This is a genomic window from Billgrantia gudaonensis, assembly GCF_900100195.1.
GTDB classification, from domain to species: Bacteria; Pseudomonadota; Gammaproteobacteria; order Pseudomonadales; family Halomonadaceae; genus Halomonas; species Halomonas gudaonensis.
In genome coordinates this window covers 1-15,781 of sequence record NZ_FNES01000015.1, presented here as the reverse complement: position 1 = coordinate 15,781, position 15,781 = coordinate 1, and the positions used below count along the sequence as shown (strand labels likewise).

At 62.6% G+C, this 15,781-nt stretch carries 17 protein-coding genes and 1 pseudogene; 9 read left to right on the top strand and 9 right to left on the bottom strand.

Translation table 11 applies throughout. From position 1 onward, the window contains the following. Positions 1-8 precede the first annotated feature (8 nt). The 4 genes from BLP96_RS15720 to BLP96_RS15705 form a co-directional block, all read right to left on the bottom strand. Positions 9-1,559 (bottom strand): ABC transporter substrate-binding protein, encoded by a 1,551-nt coding sequence (locus tag BLP96_RS15720; protein WP_089688061.1) that lies wholly within the window; start codon positions 1,557-1,559, stop codon positions 9-11. 64 nt (positions 1,560-1,623) lie between these two features. Further along, on the bottom strand, positions 1,624-2,499 hold the full coding sequence (locus BLP96_RS15715) for an ABC transporter permease (protein ID WP_089688060.1): 876 nt from the start codon (positions 2,497-2,499) through the stop codon (positions 1,624-1,626). Then, positions 2,496-3,428 carry an ABC transporter permease gene (locus tag BLP96_RS15710; RefSeq protein ID WP_089688058.1) on the bottom strand — a complete coding sequence of 311 codons (933 nt, stop codon included), beginning with the start codon at positions 3,426-3,428 and terminating at the stop codon, positions 2,496-2,498. The genes BLP96_RS15715 and BLP96_RS15710 overlap by 4 nt, the downstream gene beginning before the upstream one ends. Then, positions 3,422-4,204: an HAD-IIA family hydrolase gene (locus BLP96_RS15705; RefSeq protein WP_218118621.1), complete on the bottom strand. Its 783-nt coding sequence runs from the start codon at positions 4,202-4,204 to the stop codon at positions 3,422-3,424. The genes BLP96_RS15710 and BLP96_RS15705 overlap by 7 nt, the downstream gene beginning before the upstream one ends. 113 nt (positions 4,205-4,317) lie before the next feature. Between BLP96_RS15705 and BLP96_RS15700 the strand changes: the two genes are divergently transcribed. Both BLP96_RS15700 and BLP96_RS15695 read left to right on the top strand, forming a co-directional pair. Continuing rightward, positions 4,318-5,211 carry a LysR family transcriptional regulator gene (locus BLP96_RS15700; protein WP_089688054.1) on the top strand — a complete coding sequence of 298 codons (894 nt, stop codon included), beginning with the start codon at positions 4,318-4,320 and terminating at the stop codon, positions 5,209-5,211. Positions 5,212-5,429: 218 nt separating this feature from the next. Next, positions 5,430-5,720 (top strand): nucleotidyltransferase family protein, encoded by a 291-nt coding sequence (locus BLP96_RS15695; RefSeq protein WP_089688052.1) that lies wholly within the window; start codon positions 5,430-5,432, stop codon positions 5,718-5,720. A gap of 37 nt (positions 5,721-5,757) precedes the next feature. Here the strand turns inward: BLP96_RS15695 and BLP96_RS15690 are convergent, their stop codons facing one another. Then, a complete protein-coding gene (locus BLP96_RS15690) occupies positions 5,758-6,669 on the bottom strand; it encodes a LysR substrate-binding domain-containing protein (protein WP_089688050.1) in 912 nt (303 codons plus the stop codon). Between the two features lie 122 nt (positions 6,670-6,791). Here BLP96_RS15690 and BLP96_RS15685 point away from each other — a divergent pair, with 122 nt between their 5' ends. From BLP96_RS15685 to BLP96_RS15675, 3 genes are all read left to right on the top strand, one after another. Beyond that, positions 6,792-7,496: an FMN-dependent NADH-azoreductase gene (locus BLP96_RS15685; RefSeq protein ID WP_089688048.1), complete on the top strand. Its 705-nt coding sequence runs from the start codon at positions 6,792-6,794 to the stop codon at positions 7,494-7,496. Between the two features lie 192 nt (positions 7,497-7,688). Continuing rightward, the gene (locus BLP96_RS15680) at positions 7,689-8,405 is read left to right on the top strand and encodes an AzlC family ABC transporter permease (protein WP_089688047.1); all 717 of its coding nucleotides are present in this window, start codon (positions 7,689-7,691) and stop codon (positions 8,403-8,405) included. Continuing rightward, positions 8,395-8,703, top strand: coding sequence for an AzlD family protein (locus tag BLP96_RS15675; RefSeq protein ID WP_089688045.1), 309 nt, complete (start codon positions 8,395-8,397; stop codon positions 8,701-8,703). Before BLP96_RS15680 ends, BLP96_RS15675 begins: the two co-directional genes overlap by 11 nt. Before the next feature lie 168 nt (positions 8,704-8,871). Here BLP96_RS15675 and BLP96_RS15670 read toward each other — a convergent pair whose 3' ends face one another. Continuing rightward, positions 8,872-10,233 carry a GGDEF domain-containing protein gene (locus BLP96_RS15670; RefSeq protein ID WP_245682287.1) on the bottom strand — a complete coding sequence of 454 codons (1,362 nt, stop codon included), beginning with the start codon at positions 10,231-10,233 and terminating at the stop codon, positions 8,872-8,874. Then, positions 10,127-10,810: a 5'-methylthioadenosine/S-adenosylhomocysteine nucleosidase gene (locus BLP96_RS15665; RefSeq protein ID WP_245682286.1), complete on the bottom strand. Its 684-nt coding sequence runs from the start codon at positions 10,808-10,810 to the stop codon at positions 10,127-10,129. The genes BLP96_RS15670 and BLP96_RS15665 overlap by 107 nt, the downstream gene beginning before the upstream one ends. A gap of 269 nt (positions 10,811-11,079) precedes the next feature. On the opposite strand from BLP96_RS15665, the gene BLP96_RS15660 reads away from it, so the two are divergent. Continuing rightward, complete coding sequence (locus BLP96_RS15660; protein ID WP_089688040.1) at positions 11,080-12,081, top strand: virulence RhuM family protein/type II toxin-antitoxin system death-on-curing family toxin; 1,002 nt, start codon at positions 11,080-11,082, stop codon at positions 12,079-12,081. A gap of 101 nt (positions 12,082-12,182) precedes the next feature. On the opposite strand, the gene BLP96_RS15655 is transcribed toward BLP96_RS15660, so the two are convergent. Beyond that, complete coding sequence (locus tag BLP96_RS15655) at positions 12,183-12,824, bottom strand: DsbA family oxidoreductase (RefSeq protein WP_089688038.1); 642 nt, start codon at positions 12,822-12,824, stop codon at positions 12,183-12,185. Between the two features lie 216 nt (positions 12,825-13,040). Between BLP96_RS15655 and BLP96_RS15650 the strand changes: the two genes are divergently transcribed. Both BLP96_RS15650 and BLP96_RS15645 read left to right on the top strand, forming a co-directional pair. Then, entirely contained in the window at positions 13,041-13,367 is a 327-nt protein-coding gene (locus tag BLP96_RS15650; RefSeq protein ID WP_089688036.1) for a DUF427 domain-containing protein, read from the top strand. Positions 13,368-13,436: 69 nt separating this feature from the next. After that, the gene (locus BLP96_RS15645; protein ID WP_143005127.1) at positions 13,437-15,098 is read left to right on the top strand and encodes a P-loop ATPase, Sll1717 family; all 1,662 of its coding nucleotides are present in this window, start codon (positions 13,437-13,439) and stop codon (positions 15,096-15,098) included. Positions 15,099-15,121: 23 nt separating this feature from the next. Here BLP96_RS15645 and BLP96_RS15640 read toward each other — a convergent pair. Further along, a pseudogene (locus BLP96_RS15640) lies at positions 15,122-15,435 on the bottom strand (ATP-binding domain-containing protein); the annotation flags it as partial. Positions 15,436-15,506: 71 nt separating this feature from the next. Between BLP96_RS15640 and BLP96_RS15635 the strand changes: the two are divergent. After that, positions 15,507-15,781: transposase (locus BLP96_RS15635; protein ID WP_143005126.1), on the top strand; the 275-nt coding region annotated here is incomplete at its 3' end.

The following is a 15,781-nucleotide window of genomic DNA, read 5'->3' as shown; positions in this document are numbered from 1 at the left end:
CTGACGGATCAGTTGGCTGCCGGCGTGATCCGGCCGGCGCGGAAGTCCAGCACGTAGGGGATATGGCTAGGCAGCGGTTCCCAATCGATATCCGCCTGCATGCCCCAGGCCTCATAAGGGCGGTAGAGCGGCAGGACGGGGGGATCCTGCTCGATGAACTCCATCAGCTCGGCGTAGGCGGCGCGACGCTCCTCGACCGTTTCCGAGAAGCGGAAGCGCTCCCACGTTTCCTGGTAGGCCTCGTCGGTATTGAAGCGATCGCAGCTCTCCGACGGACCGCCAGGGCCCCACATCACCCCGAAGGAGCCGAAGGGGTCGGCGAAATACATGGGGTTCGACCAGTTGCGGGTCATCATCTCCGGCACGCAGGTGGTCCAGGATTCGGTCACGTTGATTTCGCCATTCACGCCCACGGCGTCCCACATCTCCATGATCGCCTGGGCGGCCAGCAGGCCGTTGGTGTAGTAGGCGGAGTGGGTGTCGTAGGTGATGGTGGCGCCGTCGTAGCCGGCCTCTTCCAGCAGGCGGCGTGCCTCTTCGGGGTCGTAACGGAAGGTCTCGAGCTCCGGCATGTAGAGCTCGCCGAACTCTTCCATGGTGTGCGTCGAGGGTACCTCGGCCATGCCTTTCCACAGCGACTCGTTGAGCAGGTCGCGGTCGATGGCCAGGCTCAGCGCGCGGCGGATGCGCGGATCTTCCAGCTCGGGATGATTGACGTTCATTATCATCACGTGGAAGAGCGGCGTGACCGAACCGGCCGTCTTCAGGTTGGGGTCGCCGTCGACGAGGTCGAGCTGGTCGGGCGCCAGGTTGGTGATCATGTCCACTTCCCCGGAGCGCAGCGCGGTGACCCGGCTGACCGTCTCGGGAATGCGCGTGGCGACGACACGCTCGTAGGGCGCCGGCTCGCCCCAGAAATCGTCGAAGCGCTCGTAGACGATGCGCTCTCCCGGCACGAACTCGGCGATCCGGTACGGGCCGGTGCCCACCGGGGCCAGGCCGAAGGCCTCGTAGTCGCCCACCTCATCGACTTCGGGGTGCCCCGTGAGTCCCATGAGGTAGCCCTTCGGCACGATCATGGTCTGCTGCATCGACAGCAGCGTCTCGAAGATCGGCTCCGGGCGCGCCGTGTAGACGCGCACCTTGCCATCCTCGGTGGCCTCGGCGCGGGTGAAGTTGTCCAGGCGGTCGCGCTTGCGCACCAGATAGGGCGGGTAGGTCGGCGAGAACATGCGATTCAGCGAGAAGACCACGTCCTCGGCGGTCATTTCCGAACCGTCGTGAAACCGCACCCCTTCACGCAGGGTGAACTCGATCATCTGCGGAGAGACGATCTCCCACTCCGTGGCGAGCCCCGGCACGAAATCGCCCGAGCCGCCGTGGTCGCGATCGATCAGGGTATCGAAGCTGTTGTAGTAGTACTGCGAGCCGGCATTGGAGTGGTCGCTGCCCGGATCGAGATAGTTGTTCATGTTCTGGACGCCGACGCGCAGTTCCTGGGCGCTGGCGGACTGCACCGCCAGCACGGCGGCAATGGCACCTAACAAGACACGTTTCATGTTTCCCCCTTGAGCGGCCTTGGGCCGCGATTGATGGCACTTGCGATGGCACTTGGGTCTGGGTTCAGCGCTGCCGCAACCGGATGTCGGTGCGGTCGCGCAGGGAGTCGCCAAGCAGCTGCACGACCAGGGTGACGAGCAGCACGAGCAGCGACGGAACGATCACCAGCCAGGGCGCGCTGGGCATGTAGTCGCGGCCCTGGCCGACCATGCTGCCGAGCGTGGCGGTCGGCGGACGCACCCCGAGCCCCAGGAACGACAGGGTCGATTCGAGAAGGACGATCTGCGAGAAGCTGAGGGCGAACATCACCACCAGCGGCGAGACCAGATTGGGCAGGAGATGCCGCGTGGCGATCCGCCAGGGAGACGCTCCGGCCGCCAGTGCCGCCTCGATGAAGGGCTGGCCACGTAGCTTCATGACCTCGCCACGCACCACCCGGGCAAAGGTCTCCCAGCCGGCGATGCCCAGCACGACGATCAGCACCGTCAGGTCGCCGCCGAAGATCGCCACGGCAAGCAGTGCCAGCAGCGTGAAGGGCAAGGCGATCTGGATGTCGATGGCCCCGGCCACGAGGTCGTCGACGAGCCCACCCTTGAGCCCCGCGATGAGCCCCAGTGTCAGGCCCAGCAGCATCCCGAGCGAGGCGCCGGCCATGCCGATGCCCAAGGTGATGCGCAGCGCATGCAGCCCGCGCGAGAGGATGTCGCGCCCCAGCTCGTCGGTGCCCAGCCAGTGTCCCGCCTTGGCCCCCTCGAAACCGATAGGCGGGCTCAGCCGGGCCAGCAGCGTTTGCTGGTCGGGATCGAACGGCGCCAGCCAGGGCGCCAGGGCCGCCACCGTCAGCAGCACCAGGCCGGCGATGACTGCCAGGCGGAACGACAGGTCGCTATCGCGCCAGGCGGCGGTCGCGCGGGAAGCGTGAGCAGCAATGACGGTCATGTGAGACGCGCCCCCAGGCGCACGCGGGGATCGACCCATGCATAGGCGATGTCGATCAGGGTGTTGATCGTGACCACGGCAACCGCTACCGCCAGTACGCCGAACTGCAGCACCGGATAGTCGCGACGTATCGCGGCGCGGACCAGCAGATCGCCGATGCCCCGCCAGGAGAAGATGCTCTCGATCACCACCGCGCCGGAGGAAACGAGTGCGGTGACCATCAGGCCGAATACCGACAGCACCGTGATCAGGGTGTTGCGAAGCACATGCCGAATCACGACCTCGCGCTCGGACAGTCCCTTGGCGCGTGCCGTGCGCAGGTAATCCTGCCCCAGCACGTCCAGGGTGGCATTGCGGGTGTAGCGAATGAGCGCCGCGATGTAGGTCAGCGACAGTGCCGTGACCGGCATCAGGTAGTGGGCCCAGGTGCCATTGCCGGCGCTGGGCAGGATCTGCAGCCAGTAGGAGAAGACCAGCAGCAGCAGGGTGGCCAGCACGAAGTTGGGGGTGGCATAGCCGAGGAATGCCAGCGTCATGACCCCCTGGGCGGAGGCGTCGCGCCGCCTCACCGCGGCGAAGATGCCGGCGGGCACGGCCACGACCAGGGTCAGCAGGATGGCACCGCCGATCAGCTGCAGGGTGGGGCCGACGCGCTCCCAGAATACCTGGGTGACCGGGCGCCGTTCGGTGAAGGAAAGCCCGAACTCCCCCTCGACGATACCGCGCAGGTAGCGCCAGTACTGGGTCAGGATATCTTCGCGCAGGCCGTAGTAGGCGATCAGCTCGCTGCGGCTCTGGGCGTCCAGCCCCTCGCCGGCAATGAAGTCGATGGCATTTCCCGACAGGCGAGTGGCGAAGAATACCAGCGTGATCACCACGAATAGGGTGACGACCAGCTTGACCAGGCGCATCGACAGAAAGCTCAGCATGTCGCGTCTCCCAGCAGATGCCCGAGACCGAGGTTCGGCTCCACCCGAAGGAATGCCATGCCCAGCGCGTCGGCACCGGCGCCGTCGGTCGCCTCGTTGTCCCCGATCATCACCGTTCGGTCGGCGGTCGCCCCGGCACGCTCCATGGCGATGGCGAATAGGTGAGGTTCCGGCTTGCCGATCACGTGGAAGCGCTGCCGGGGACGAATGCTGCGGATCGCCGCCAGCAGCGCGCCGGTTTCCGGTACCGGCGTGCCCGCAAGGCTGGGATGGCTGACGTCCGGATTCGCCACGACGAGTTCCGCACCGGCCTCGAGAAGGCCAAGGATGCGTCGCAATGCGGCGTAGTCGAAGCCGACGTCACGGCACAGCAGTACGGTGCCGGGTTCCTGCTCCGAGACGTCGAGACCCAGCCGCTCGGCGTAGGCGACCAGCGTCTGGCTGGCGAAAAGGGCGACCGGCGCTGCGGGCGCTCGCTGCGACAAGGCCCTCACCGCTTCGGCCCCCGCCAGGATCAGCCGCTCGTCGGTGATCGGCAGCCCCAGGTCGCGCAGCCGGACCCCAAGGCTCGCGGGCGAGTCCGTCGAGTTGTTGGAGACGATCCAGAGCCGTTCGCCGATGGAGCGGCAGAACGCCGGGACGCCCGGCAATGCCACCTCGCCGCTGATCAAGCAGCCATCCAGGTCGCAGAGAATCGCCTGCCAGTGGGGGGCCATGACATCGGGTGATCGGAAAGGCCGGTTTTCGGCGGCCAGGGTGGGGGCACGTTGCGGCAAGGGTCGGGCTCCGGTGAATGGGCTCACGGGAGCAGAGTGAAGTCACGCTTTGACAATATTGTTGCAACCTAAAGCTGATCTTTTAGTGACTGAACTTTCACTAGGAATCGACCATGACCTTTTCCGCTTCGGCAAGACGCGCGCTGCATGCCGTGCTGACCACCGGCTCCTATGCCGCGGCGGCACGCCATGCCGGGGTGAGCCAGCCCGCCATCGCTCAACAGATCAAGGCGTTGGAGCGCCACTGCGGCACCCCGCTCTTCGAGCGCCGCGACGGCCACCTGGTGCCGACCGCCTTCTGCGAGGAACTGACCGGCATTACCGAGGGCATCGACGTCCTGGAAGCGCAGGCGGCCCGGCTGCTGGAACGCCGCCAATCGATCCAGTCGGGCCATCTGCGCATCGGCCTGGGCAACTCGATGCCCGGCATGGCGCTGATCGCTGCCTTTCAGCGTGAATACCCCGCCGTGACGCTGTCGGTGGTGCTCAGCGACTTCGCCAACATCATCCGGGGTGTGGTGGAAGGAGAGCTGGATGTCGGCGTGCTGCCCAACGTGCCGCAGGACAGACGCTTCGTCCGGGAGAGCCTGATCGACCAGGACGTGGTGGCCATCGTTCACCCCGACGACCCCATCTCGCGTTTCGACCGCATCGACTGCGAACAGCTGATGCAGAGCCCCCTGATCTTCCGTAGCCGCGGCTCGTCGACCCAGGCGATGGTCGACGCCGCCTTCCGTCAGGCTGGCCTCGAGCCACGCGCCAGGCTGGTGCTGGATACGCGCGATGGGGTGTGCGAGGCGGTGGCCAACCGCCTGGGCGTGGGTTTCATGTGGCGACACGGAACGGGGCGCACCGATACCATCCACCGCATCGCCGTCACCGGCATGGGAGCGCCCTGCCCCGAATCGGTATTTCGCCTATCCGAAACGCAGGACCCCATCGTCAGAGCCTTCTTCGTCACCGCGAAGAATTTCCGCCGGCATGCCGAGGTGTTGAAGGCAGGATGATCCGGCAGGCCAGGGGGAGGACGCAGCACTCGCCCCCGAGTGGCTGGTTCCGTCGCGCCGCTGAGCCCTTGATCGAGCCGCCTATGGGCCAAGCCATGCTTCGGTGCTAGGCTGAATGTTGGAAACCCATCACAGTGGCATCGAGTCGTAAGGGCAACCATGATTCGTGGGCCCTGATATCCTCATGGAGTACGGTTCTGCCATGTCGAGAAACCAAGATGAATAGAGCCAGGACCCTTCAGTTGTTGAAAGACCACATGCCGGCTCTGGCCAGGGAGTATGGGGTCACGTCCTTAGCGCTCTTCGGCTCCCTATCCCGCGATGAGGCGCGCGAGGACAGTGATATCGATATCCTGGTGAGCTTCGACGGCCCTGCAACCTCAGCTCGCTATTTCGGTGTCCAATTCTACCTGGAAGATCTGCTGGGCCATACCGTGGATCTGGTGACCGACAAGGCGCTTCGCCCCGAGCTCAGGCCCCATGTCGAGCGTGAGGCGCTGCGTGTCTGAGTTTCGTCCCCAGCGTGAATGGCGCTTCAACTTTCCCTCAGGCGCTGTCCGATAGCTGGCACAGCCCTCCCGGCACCCGCATCACCCAGTCGCGGATCGCGCGTATCGTCGGCGCATCGCGCCGGCTTTCCGGATAGACCAGATAGAACGGCTTGCCTTCCAGCTCCGGCCCGAAGGGCTGGACCAGGCGCCCCTCCGCCAGTTCGTCGGCGATCAGCGGGCGGCTCATCAGGGCCACGCCCTGACCGCCGATGGCGGCGGAGATGGCGTGGGTCTCGTCGGAAAAAACCAGCCCGGCGCCGACATCCAGTCCCGCCACCTTGGCGCGCTTCTGCCAGCCGGCCCAGTCCGCGGGCGTTACCGAAGCGTCCTGGGGCCGAAAGTGAATCAGCGGATGGTCGGGTAGCTCGGAGGGATCGCTCAGGTTCAGGAGGGGGCTGCAGGCCGGGATGAAGGTGTTGTCGAACATCTTTTCCACCACCATCCCCGGCCACTGGCCGTCGCCATAGCGAATCGCCAGATCCGCGGTCACGCCGTCCAGCGCCACCGGTTCGTGGGAGGCATGGATTCGCAGGTCGATGTCCGGGTGCGAATCCCTCAGCAGGCATACCCAGGGCAGCAGCCAGCGCACGGCCACCGCCGGGGTGGTGGAGAGCGTGGCCGCCTGACGGACGGGCGGCATCTTCAAGCGCGCCACGGTCTCCCCGATGCTGTCGAACGCCGCTTCCAGGGTCTGGAAGAGCTCCCGACCCTGGGGCGTGAGCACCAACTGCCGGGGCTTGCGCACGAAGAGTTCCACCTCCAGGGCATCCTCCAACCCGCGGATGTGATGACTGATGGCCGTGGCCGTGACGGACAGCTCATTGGCTGCCCGCTTGGCACTCTCGTGGCGGGCGGCGGCCTCGAACGCCCGCAGGGCAGACAGCGAAGGGAGTCGGCGAGGGTTCATGGTTGAGCTCAACTCATCTATATCGGCAAATATTCATCGTTTGTAGCCCCAATCACTGGGTCATAGGCTCAAGTCGCCCATCAACGATGAGTGAGTTCAGCTCACAAGACAAGGAGCCTGACATGACCCATATCCTGCAACTGGACGCCAGCGCCCGCCCCGGCCTCGCCGGCACCGACGAGCACGGTTCACTCAGCCGTCGCCTCACCCACCGCTTCGTCACCGGCTGGCAGGGCCGCCAACCGGAAGCCACCGTGATCTACCGCGACGTGGGCGGCAGCCCGCCCTCCTTCATCGACCGGCGGTGGATCCAGGCCGCCTTCACGCCCCCGGAACGCCAGGAACCCTGGATGGCGGAGGTGCTCGCCGAGAGCGATCGGCTGATCGACGAACTGACAGCTGCCGACGTCGTGGTGATCGGCGCCCCGCTGTATAACTTCGGCATGCCGGCGGCGCTGAAGGCCTGGGTGGACCTGGTGGTGCGCATGGGGCGCACGGTGGATTACGACCCGAGCCGGCCGGATGCGCCCTTCACGCCGCGCCTGGCCGACCGGCCGCGCCACGCGGTCGTTCTGTCGTCGCGAGGCGGAGCCGGATTCGAGCCCGGCGGCGAGCTGGCCCATATGAACCACCTGGAGCCCGGCCTGGCCACGGTGCTGGAATTCATCGGCATCACCCGAATCCATCGCGTGGCTATCGAGCACCAGGAAGAGGGCGGAGAGCAGTTGGCTGCCTCCATTGCGACGGCAGAGCGCCAGGTGGATGGGCTGATCGGCCGGTTGCAGGCGCCGCGACAGGCCAGCCGCGAGCCAGCGTCAACGACCTGAGAAACGGCCCCGGGCTTGCTCCGTGATGCCCGCCCCGATGGTCCGACGCCATCGGGGCGAGATGCTGGCGTGCGGTGCAGTGGCTGTCGAGCGCTGGCAGTGGCATCCTCGTTGCGGTTGCCAGCGCGGTTCCGAGGGGAACGACCCGCGGCACACTGGCGCTCTCCGCACGACACGCAAAAGGAGCTCGGCATGGCAAAGGAGGAAGCGGCGCTGCATCGCTTGGATGGCGCGCTGGCGTGGGAAGGCTTCAAGGAGCTGCTGCCCATCTCGCTGTTCGTCATCGTCTTCGGTGCCGCCTTCGGCCTGGCCGCGACCCAGGCCGGGCTGAACGAGGCGTCCATCATCGCCATGAGCGCCCTGGTGTTCGCCGGCGCTTCCCAGTTCGCCGCCCTGGAGCTGTGGGGACCGCAGGTTCCGTTCTTCACCCTGATGGCGACCGTCTTCGCCATCAATGCCCGTCACCTGCTGATGGGCGCCACTCTCTATCCCTGGCTGAGTCACCACTCGCCGGCAAAACGCTACGGCGTGATGTTCGTCGCCTCCGACGCCAACTGGGCCATGGCCATGCAGGCGTTCGGCCGCGGCCGGCCGGGGCTCGGGCTGGTGCTGGGCGGCGGGATTGCGCTGTGGTCGTTCTGGGTTCTCGGCACCTGGCTGGGCCTGCACTTCGGTAATGCCGTGCAAGACCCCGCCAGTCTGGGGCTGGACATGGTGATGGGCTGCTTCCTGCTCGCCATGGTGGTGGGCGGCGAGAAGAACCTGCGCATGCTGCTGATCTGGACGATGGCGGCAGGCGCTTCCCTGCTGGCCTGGCGCTACCTGCCCGAGAACAGCCATGTGGTGGTGGGTGCACTCGCCGGCGGCCTGGCCGGGCTCGCCTGGGGGAGGCGCAGCCATGAGCATTGAAACGGGCGGCATGAGCGCGTTGGCCGTCATCCTGGCCATGGCCGTGGTGACCCTGGCGACCCGTTGGGGCGGCGTCTTCGTCATGTCCTTCGTGCCCATCGGCTACCGCGTCAAGCAGTTCATCCACGCCATGTCCGGCTCGGTGCTGGTGGCCCTGCTCGCGCCCCTGGCGGTAAGCGGCGATCACGGCGCCCGCCTGGCCCTGCTGACCACCGCCGCGATCATGCTGGTGGTGAAGAAGCCGCTACCGGCCATTGCCGGCGGCATCCTCGCAGCGGCGCTGTTCCGGCAGCTGTAGCCACGCTTCCACCGGCCTTGGCAATCGCAATGGCGCCGGCACTCGGTGGCGGTGGACGCTCGTCCTCGCTACCCCCGTCACCGCTTCATCCAGCATTTCGTGGCCGCTGTTCACCACAGTGAGGCAGTTCCGTGCGCGGGTGATGCCGGTGTATACCCGCTCCCACCCTCAAGTCTCGTGCGTGCCTTCGTGGCTCATCACGACCCGGTTCCTTCCGCCGTGCTTGCCGGCGTACAGGGCCCGGTCGGCCTGCTGGATCAGGGCGGGCAAGTCGGTCTCTTCATGGAATACCCCGGCGATGCCGATGGTAACGGTCAGACGGTGATCGGGCATTTCTTCCATCGCCGGCAGTTCGGCGACCGTCTTCTGCACGCGTTCCGCGACCATACGGGCGTCTTTCAGGTGAGTATTCGGCAGGGCCACGATGAACTCTTCGCCGCCGAAGCGCCCGATCACGTCCTGGGGCCTGAGGGATCGCTTGCAGGTCCCCGCGATCGCGGTCAGCACCCGGTCCCCCTGGCTGTGCCCCCAGGTGTCGTTGATGGCCTTGAAGTGATCTACGTCGATCATGAACAGGCTGAAGGGCGTCTTCTCGAGCTGCGAGCGTAGAAGCAGCGCCTCGGCGCGCTTCATGAAATGGCTTCGGCTGTCCAGGCCCGTCAAGGCATCCCGCTCGGCGACCATGCGCAGCTGCGTTTCCAGCGATTGTCGGTGAGCGATTTCCTCGACCAGTTGGCGGTTCTGAACGCGCTCTTCCTGCAACAGCGCGAACTGCTTTCGCTGCAGTTTTTCAAGACGCAGCAAGGCGAAGAAACCCACGGCATTGGTCATGATGAGCAACAGCAATATGCGCAATGCGACCACGGCAGGAATATCGGCCACCATCATCGCTGAGGCCAGGAAGCCCAGGCTCAAATAGAGGCTGGCGAATGCCACCACGGGTAGCAGGTTGGGAATCAGCAGATAGAAGGCCATGGTGGCCACCACCACGGCGGTGACCTGTGTCGAGAGGCTCTCGGGACGCAAGGGAACGATCAAGATGATGCCCGTCGCCAGTATCCAGAGTGGCAAGGCATGCAGCCAGCCCTTGCGTGAATAGTTTCCCCAGCGCCCGATCACGAATGCCAGAGCCAGGCATGAGACGACCACCAGGATTCGCATGGCGAGCAGCAGATAGAGTTCGGTGCTCACGCCGGTATAGTAGTAGTCCGAAATGGCAAACATGCCAAAGACCAGGGCAGCCACGCTAAGGGCCAGGCAAGTTTCGAGGCGAACTCTGGAATCGATGTCACGCCGATACATCGATTCCCTGCTTGGCTGGCGAAACTGACCGGTCAGCCAGTTGAGCGAGTCTCTCGTTATTGGCGACGACAAAGGCCGACTCTCCCGTCCTGTATTCATGGAAAAACTGCCGTGCCTTTCGTCATAACCTGGCGTCGTCAAGGCGATCCACGGCGGCGGCGAGCTTCTCGTCGATGATATGCAGGGTCTCCGTCCAGTCATCCACGTGGTGCAGCTCTGCCTTGCCATCCGAGATGCCGCGCAGCACCACCAGCGGCACGTCGAAGCGGGTGCAGGCGCGCAGGCAGGCGTAACTCTCCATATCCACCATTTCGGCGGCGATGGCGTCATAGGCTGCGCCCGAGACGATATCGGCGCCGGTGGAGAGCGTCGCCTCGCGAATGCCGGGTATGCGCAGGGGCAGCGGCAGCGTCGCCGGCAGATCGAGAAAGGGCGTGACTCCCTTCTCGAAGCCCAGCGGGGTGGCGTCCATGTCGCGGTAAGCGACGGAGGTCGCCTGATAGACCTCGGTCTGCTCCAGCACCCGGCTGCCCGCCGAGCCCAGCGACACCACCAGGTCCGGCAGGCGCCCCTGCTGGGCGAGGGCGGCCAGGGCCGCGGTGAGCTCCACCGCCGCCTCCACGGGGCCGACGCCGGTCATGAGCGGGGTGAAACGCTGCCTGAGGTGTGGGCCGTACTCGGCCTTGGCCGCCATCACGAAAAGCACTTGGCGGCCGCCCAGTGTCGTCAGCTGGGGCGCCTCGGTTGCAAGGGCTTGGGAGTCACGGGTACGGGAGTTCTTCATCGACGCGGATTGCCTTGTCATGGGTCTCTTGGGCTCAGTTTACTGCCTGGGGATACTGATGCGCGATGGCGAGCCGTCGCTGGCGCTTCGACCGAGCCGCCTATGGGCCAAGTCATGCTTCGGTGCTAGGCTGACGTTCAATCGGCGCGGGCAAGACCTTCACCGCTCTCACCAGCACCTACCGCCTGCTCAAGCACGCCGGGGCCAAGCGCATGCCGTTCCCGGTGGATACCCGCAACCTGGCGTGAAAGCACGAGACGGTTGCGCCGGCATGAACCGCAGGGGGCTGTATGAGTGAGATCGTGATTTTCGAGGATGCCCGCCAGCCGGTGGAGGTCCGCCTGGAAGGCGAGACGGTCTGGCTCACCCAGAAGCAGATGGCAGAGCTGTTCGGCAAGGATCTGCGCACCGTCAGCGAGCACATCGGTAATGTGTACGAAGAGGGCGAGCTGGACCGAGAGGGAACTGTCCGGAAATTCCGGATAGTTCGTCAGGAGGGCAAGCGGCAGGTTCAGCGCGCCATTGAGCACTACAACCTCGATGTCATCATTTCCGTGGGCTACCGGGTCAAATCCCATCGAGGCGTGCGCTTCCGCCAGTGGGCCACCAGAGTCCTCCGCGAGCACCTGACTCAGGGCTACAGCCTCAACGAGTACCGCCTGGCCCAGCAGGGCCTTGCTGAGCTGGAGCAAGCCGTGGAGCTGCTCGGCCAGACGCTCACCCGGCAAGAGCTGGTATCGGACCTGGGCCAGGAGGTGGTGAGCCTGATCCTGGGCTACGCCCGCACCTGGCGGCTGCTGCAGGATTACGACGAGAACGCGCTGGGCGTGCCTCCGGGGGCTCGGCCGGCCCGGGGTGTGCTGGGCATGGAAGAAGCCCGGCGCGCCCTGAATGCCCTGGCCAGAGAGCTGCGCGACCGTGGCGAGGCCAGCGAGTTGTTCGCGCGCGACCGGAGCGACGGGCTTGCCTCGATCCTGGGCAACCTGGAACAGAGCATGTTCGGCGAGGCGCTGTACAAGACCCGCGAGGAGCGCGCCGCCCACCTGTTGTATTTCGTGATCAAGAACCACCCCTTCTCGGACGGCAACAAGCGCTCCGGTGCCTTCCTCTTCCTGCTCTACCTGCGCCAGGAAGGCATGCACCTGCCCCTGAACGAGCAGGGTCTTACGGCCCTGACCCTGCTGATCGCCGAGAGCGACCCCAAGGCCAAAGAGTTGATGGTGCGCCTGGTGATGAACCTGATCGTCGAAGACGGCAACCCGTCACAAGACGACAGCGAAGCGAACCAATGAACGCCAACCGCCAGGAACAGGCTTCTCGAAGCCCAACGGCGAAGCGGCCATGTCGCGATAAGCGACGACAGCCACCCTCGAGATCGTCGGGACGCGGGCCCTCAGCGCTTGCCGATCCTCTCGAGGATCGCCTGGCGCAGTGCCTCGGGCGGTTGGGCGCCCGCCAGACCCACTGCATCGTCGATGATGAAGGTGGGCACACCGCTCACACCCAGTCGCTGCGCCTCGTCGAGGGCTGCTCTTACCTCATTGCGGCCCTGGTCGCTCGCCAGGAAGGCGGGTACGTCGATATCCGCTAGCCCGCCGTCTCGGGCGGCGTTGGCCAGTACCGCGCTGTCACCGATGTCCTGCCCTTCGACGAAGTAGTACCGAAAAAGCGCGTCTACCACGGCCGACTGGACGCCATGTTCCCCGGCGAGCCAGATCAGCCGGTGGGCGTCGAAGGTATTGGGCGTTCGCGTCATGCGTTCGTGGTGAATCTCGAGACCGGTCTGGGCGGCAGCCGCCTCCACCTGGGCGTCGAGAGCCTGGGAACGCTCCCACGAGCCGAACTTGGCGGTGCGGTAGTCGCGTCGCGACAGCCCCCCGGCGGGCATGTCGGGGTTGAGCTCGAAAGGATGCCAGGCCACCGATACGCCGACTTCCTCAGGCAGTTCGGCCAGGGCGAGATCCAGGTGGCGCTTGCCGATGAAGCACCATGGGCAGATGGCATCGGAGATCACGGTGATGTCGACGTGGGGCATGGTCGCGGAACCATTGGGAAGGGTTCCCTCGAACCCTAGCATCTCCAGGAGCCATGGTGTGGTTCATCGACGCGGCTTGCCTGGCCATGGGCCACCGCGTTGAGTGTACTGCCCCGGCCATTCCGTTGATCCAACGCATGGGGCAAAACATCCTTCGGTGCTAGGCTGAAACCAATGACACCATAACGACACAACCCGTACGCAAGGGATGGCACCATGGCACCGGCTTCCTCCGAGCCCCGCATCACCCTGCACCCGCACGACCGCCGAGTGCGTGCCGTCATCGACGGCACTCCGCTTGCCGACACCACCCGCGCCATCGAGCTCCGTGAACGCGGCTATCCGCCACGCCAGTACATTCCCCGCGACGACGTGCGGATGGACCTGCTGACTCCCTCCGAAACAGTCACCCACTGCCCATTCAAGGGCGATGCCGCGTATTTCTCGTTTGGTGATCGCACAGATGTGGCGTGGAGTTATGAGTTGCCGTTGGAGGGGATGGAGAAGATAGAGGGGAGGCTGGCGTTTTATCATGAGAAATGAAAAAAGTGGAGGGGTGAGAGGCTGCCTCCGATTTTTCATAAAATGATGTGCTAGATAAAGTTGGTGAATATGGGAAAGAAGGGTTTATCTAAATCTAATGTTTTTAAGTTCAAAAGTCATCACAGGATAGGCGCTGTTCAGGCAGAGCTAGATTCGGATTTTTTGGAGTCTTGTTACGTCGATACAGGAGATATTGATGCCTTGCTGGATTTAAGTAATACATGCTCTCTAGTTATCGGTAGAACAGGGGTGGGAAAAACTGCGCTCCTGTCTGAGTTGCGTAAAACGGCTGAGCATGCTATTGATCTTGCACCAGAAAACCTTTCTATTGATTATATAGCTAATAGCAATATACTTCAGTTCATGCATTCCTCTGGTGTTAATCTTGATGTTTTGTTTAGGTTGCTTTGGCGGCATGTGATTGTTGTTGAACTTTTGAAGTATAAGTATAGCATTAGAAATGAGACAGCTATGGACTCCTTTAAGCAAGCAATTGGCGGGGTCCTTAAGAAAGATAAGCCAAAAAAGAAGGCGATTGAATATCTTCAGAAATGGGGTGACCAATTTTGGGAAGAGACAGAGGACAGGGTTAGGGAGGTGGTTTCTTCTATTGAAACTGAGTTGAGTGGGGGGTTCTCATCTTCCGCCTTTAATTTACAGGGTGGAGCTGAGGCGGCGAAAAAGCTAACTGAGACTGAAAGAAGAGAGGTGGTAAATAAAAGCAAAGGCGCCATACAGAAAATTCAAATAAAAGAGCTTGGTGAGGTTGTTAGTTTTTTGGCTGAGGATGTTTTTACTGATAGACAGAAGAAATATTTTGTATTGATCGACAGGCTGGATGAAAATTGGGCGTCTGATGATATTAAGTATAAGATATTGCGGGCGCTAATCGAGGAAATGCGTACTTTTCGTTCGATCACTACTCTCAAGCTTGTAGTCGCCATGAGGCTGGATGTAGTAGAAAGGATATTCAGTGAAGCTAATGATACAGGATTTCAAGAAGAAAAGTATCGCGATCTTATGATGCCATTGATGTGGAGTCAGGAGCATTTGCAGGAGTTGGTGGAGAAAAGGATAAATTATTTATTGAGATATAAGTATACAAGTCAGTCTATAAACTTCGATGATATTTTTCCGGGGAAGGTTGGAAAGAGGAAAACGTTTGAATATATTTTGCAGCGCACATTTAATAGGCCGCGAGATGTTATAACTTATGTTAATTATGTTTTGGATGCATCGGTTGGCAAGTCCTCTATTACTCAGGATGTTGTGAGAGGTGTTGAGGAGCAGTATAGTGAGGATCGTTCAAGGAGTATTATTGATGAATGGGTGTCGATATATCCAAATCTCTCAGTATTTTTGCCGCTGTTAGATAATCGTCAGGATGGGTTTAGGCTTGGTTCTATTGATGGCGAAGAATTGATGGCTGTTGCTAATTCGGTTGTGCAGAGGGATGGGTATAAGTCTGACACCCTAGGTCTTTCTGCGGAAAAGTTCCTTAATGGTGAAATTTCTGAGTCTTTTTTTAGAATAGAAATAGCAAGGTCGTTTTATAGGGTTGGGGTTGTAGGGGTTAAAAAAGATTCCCAGAGCCCTACGCGATGGAGTTTTGAAGAGAGAATGATATATACAAATCCGAATGTAAAAGGTAATAGCAGAATATATGTGCACCCTATGATGTGGAGGCGTTTTTCGATTGTCAGGAGTGAAGATTGCGCTAAGGATGCCTGATTTTTATAACTCGCCACTGCATTTCACGACAATGGCCAGTTATCTACTAATCCAGACCCCAACCCACTCACCTCCCTCGTCACCGCTTCATCCAGCATGCTGCGGCCGGTTTCCACCACGGTGAGCCAGTCGCGGGCGCGGGTGATGCCGGTGTAGACCAGCTCTCGGGTGAGGAAGGGGTTTGGGGCGTCGGGGAGCATCAGGGTGGTGTGGGTGAATTCCGAGCCTTGGGATTCGTGCACCGTCATGGCGAATACGGCCTCCACCGCCTGCAGGCGGCTGGGCAGCACCCACTTGATCTGCCGCTATCGTCACTGGTGGGGAGGGCGGCGTGCAATGTGGTGGTAGTGATCTTGCCCAGCAGCAGTGGACACCTCGTTAAGACAGTACACTGAGACGAGGTGACCCATGGCAAGGCAAGCAGCTTCGATGAAGAAGACCCGTACCCGCTACTCCCAGGACTACAAGGCCGAGGCACTGGCCCTCGCCGACCGTGTCGGCATCAGTGCCGCCGCCCGAGAGCTTGGCCTGCAGCCCAGCCAGCTCTACCAGTGGCGAGCCAAGGCCCAGCAGCAGCAAAGCGCCTCAGAGCGCGAGCAAGCCCTGGCCGACGAGAATGCCCGGCTCAAGCGTCAACTGGCCGAGAAGTCGGAAGAGCTTGAAATCGCAAAAAAAGCCGCGGT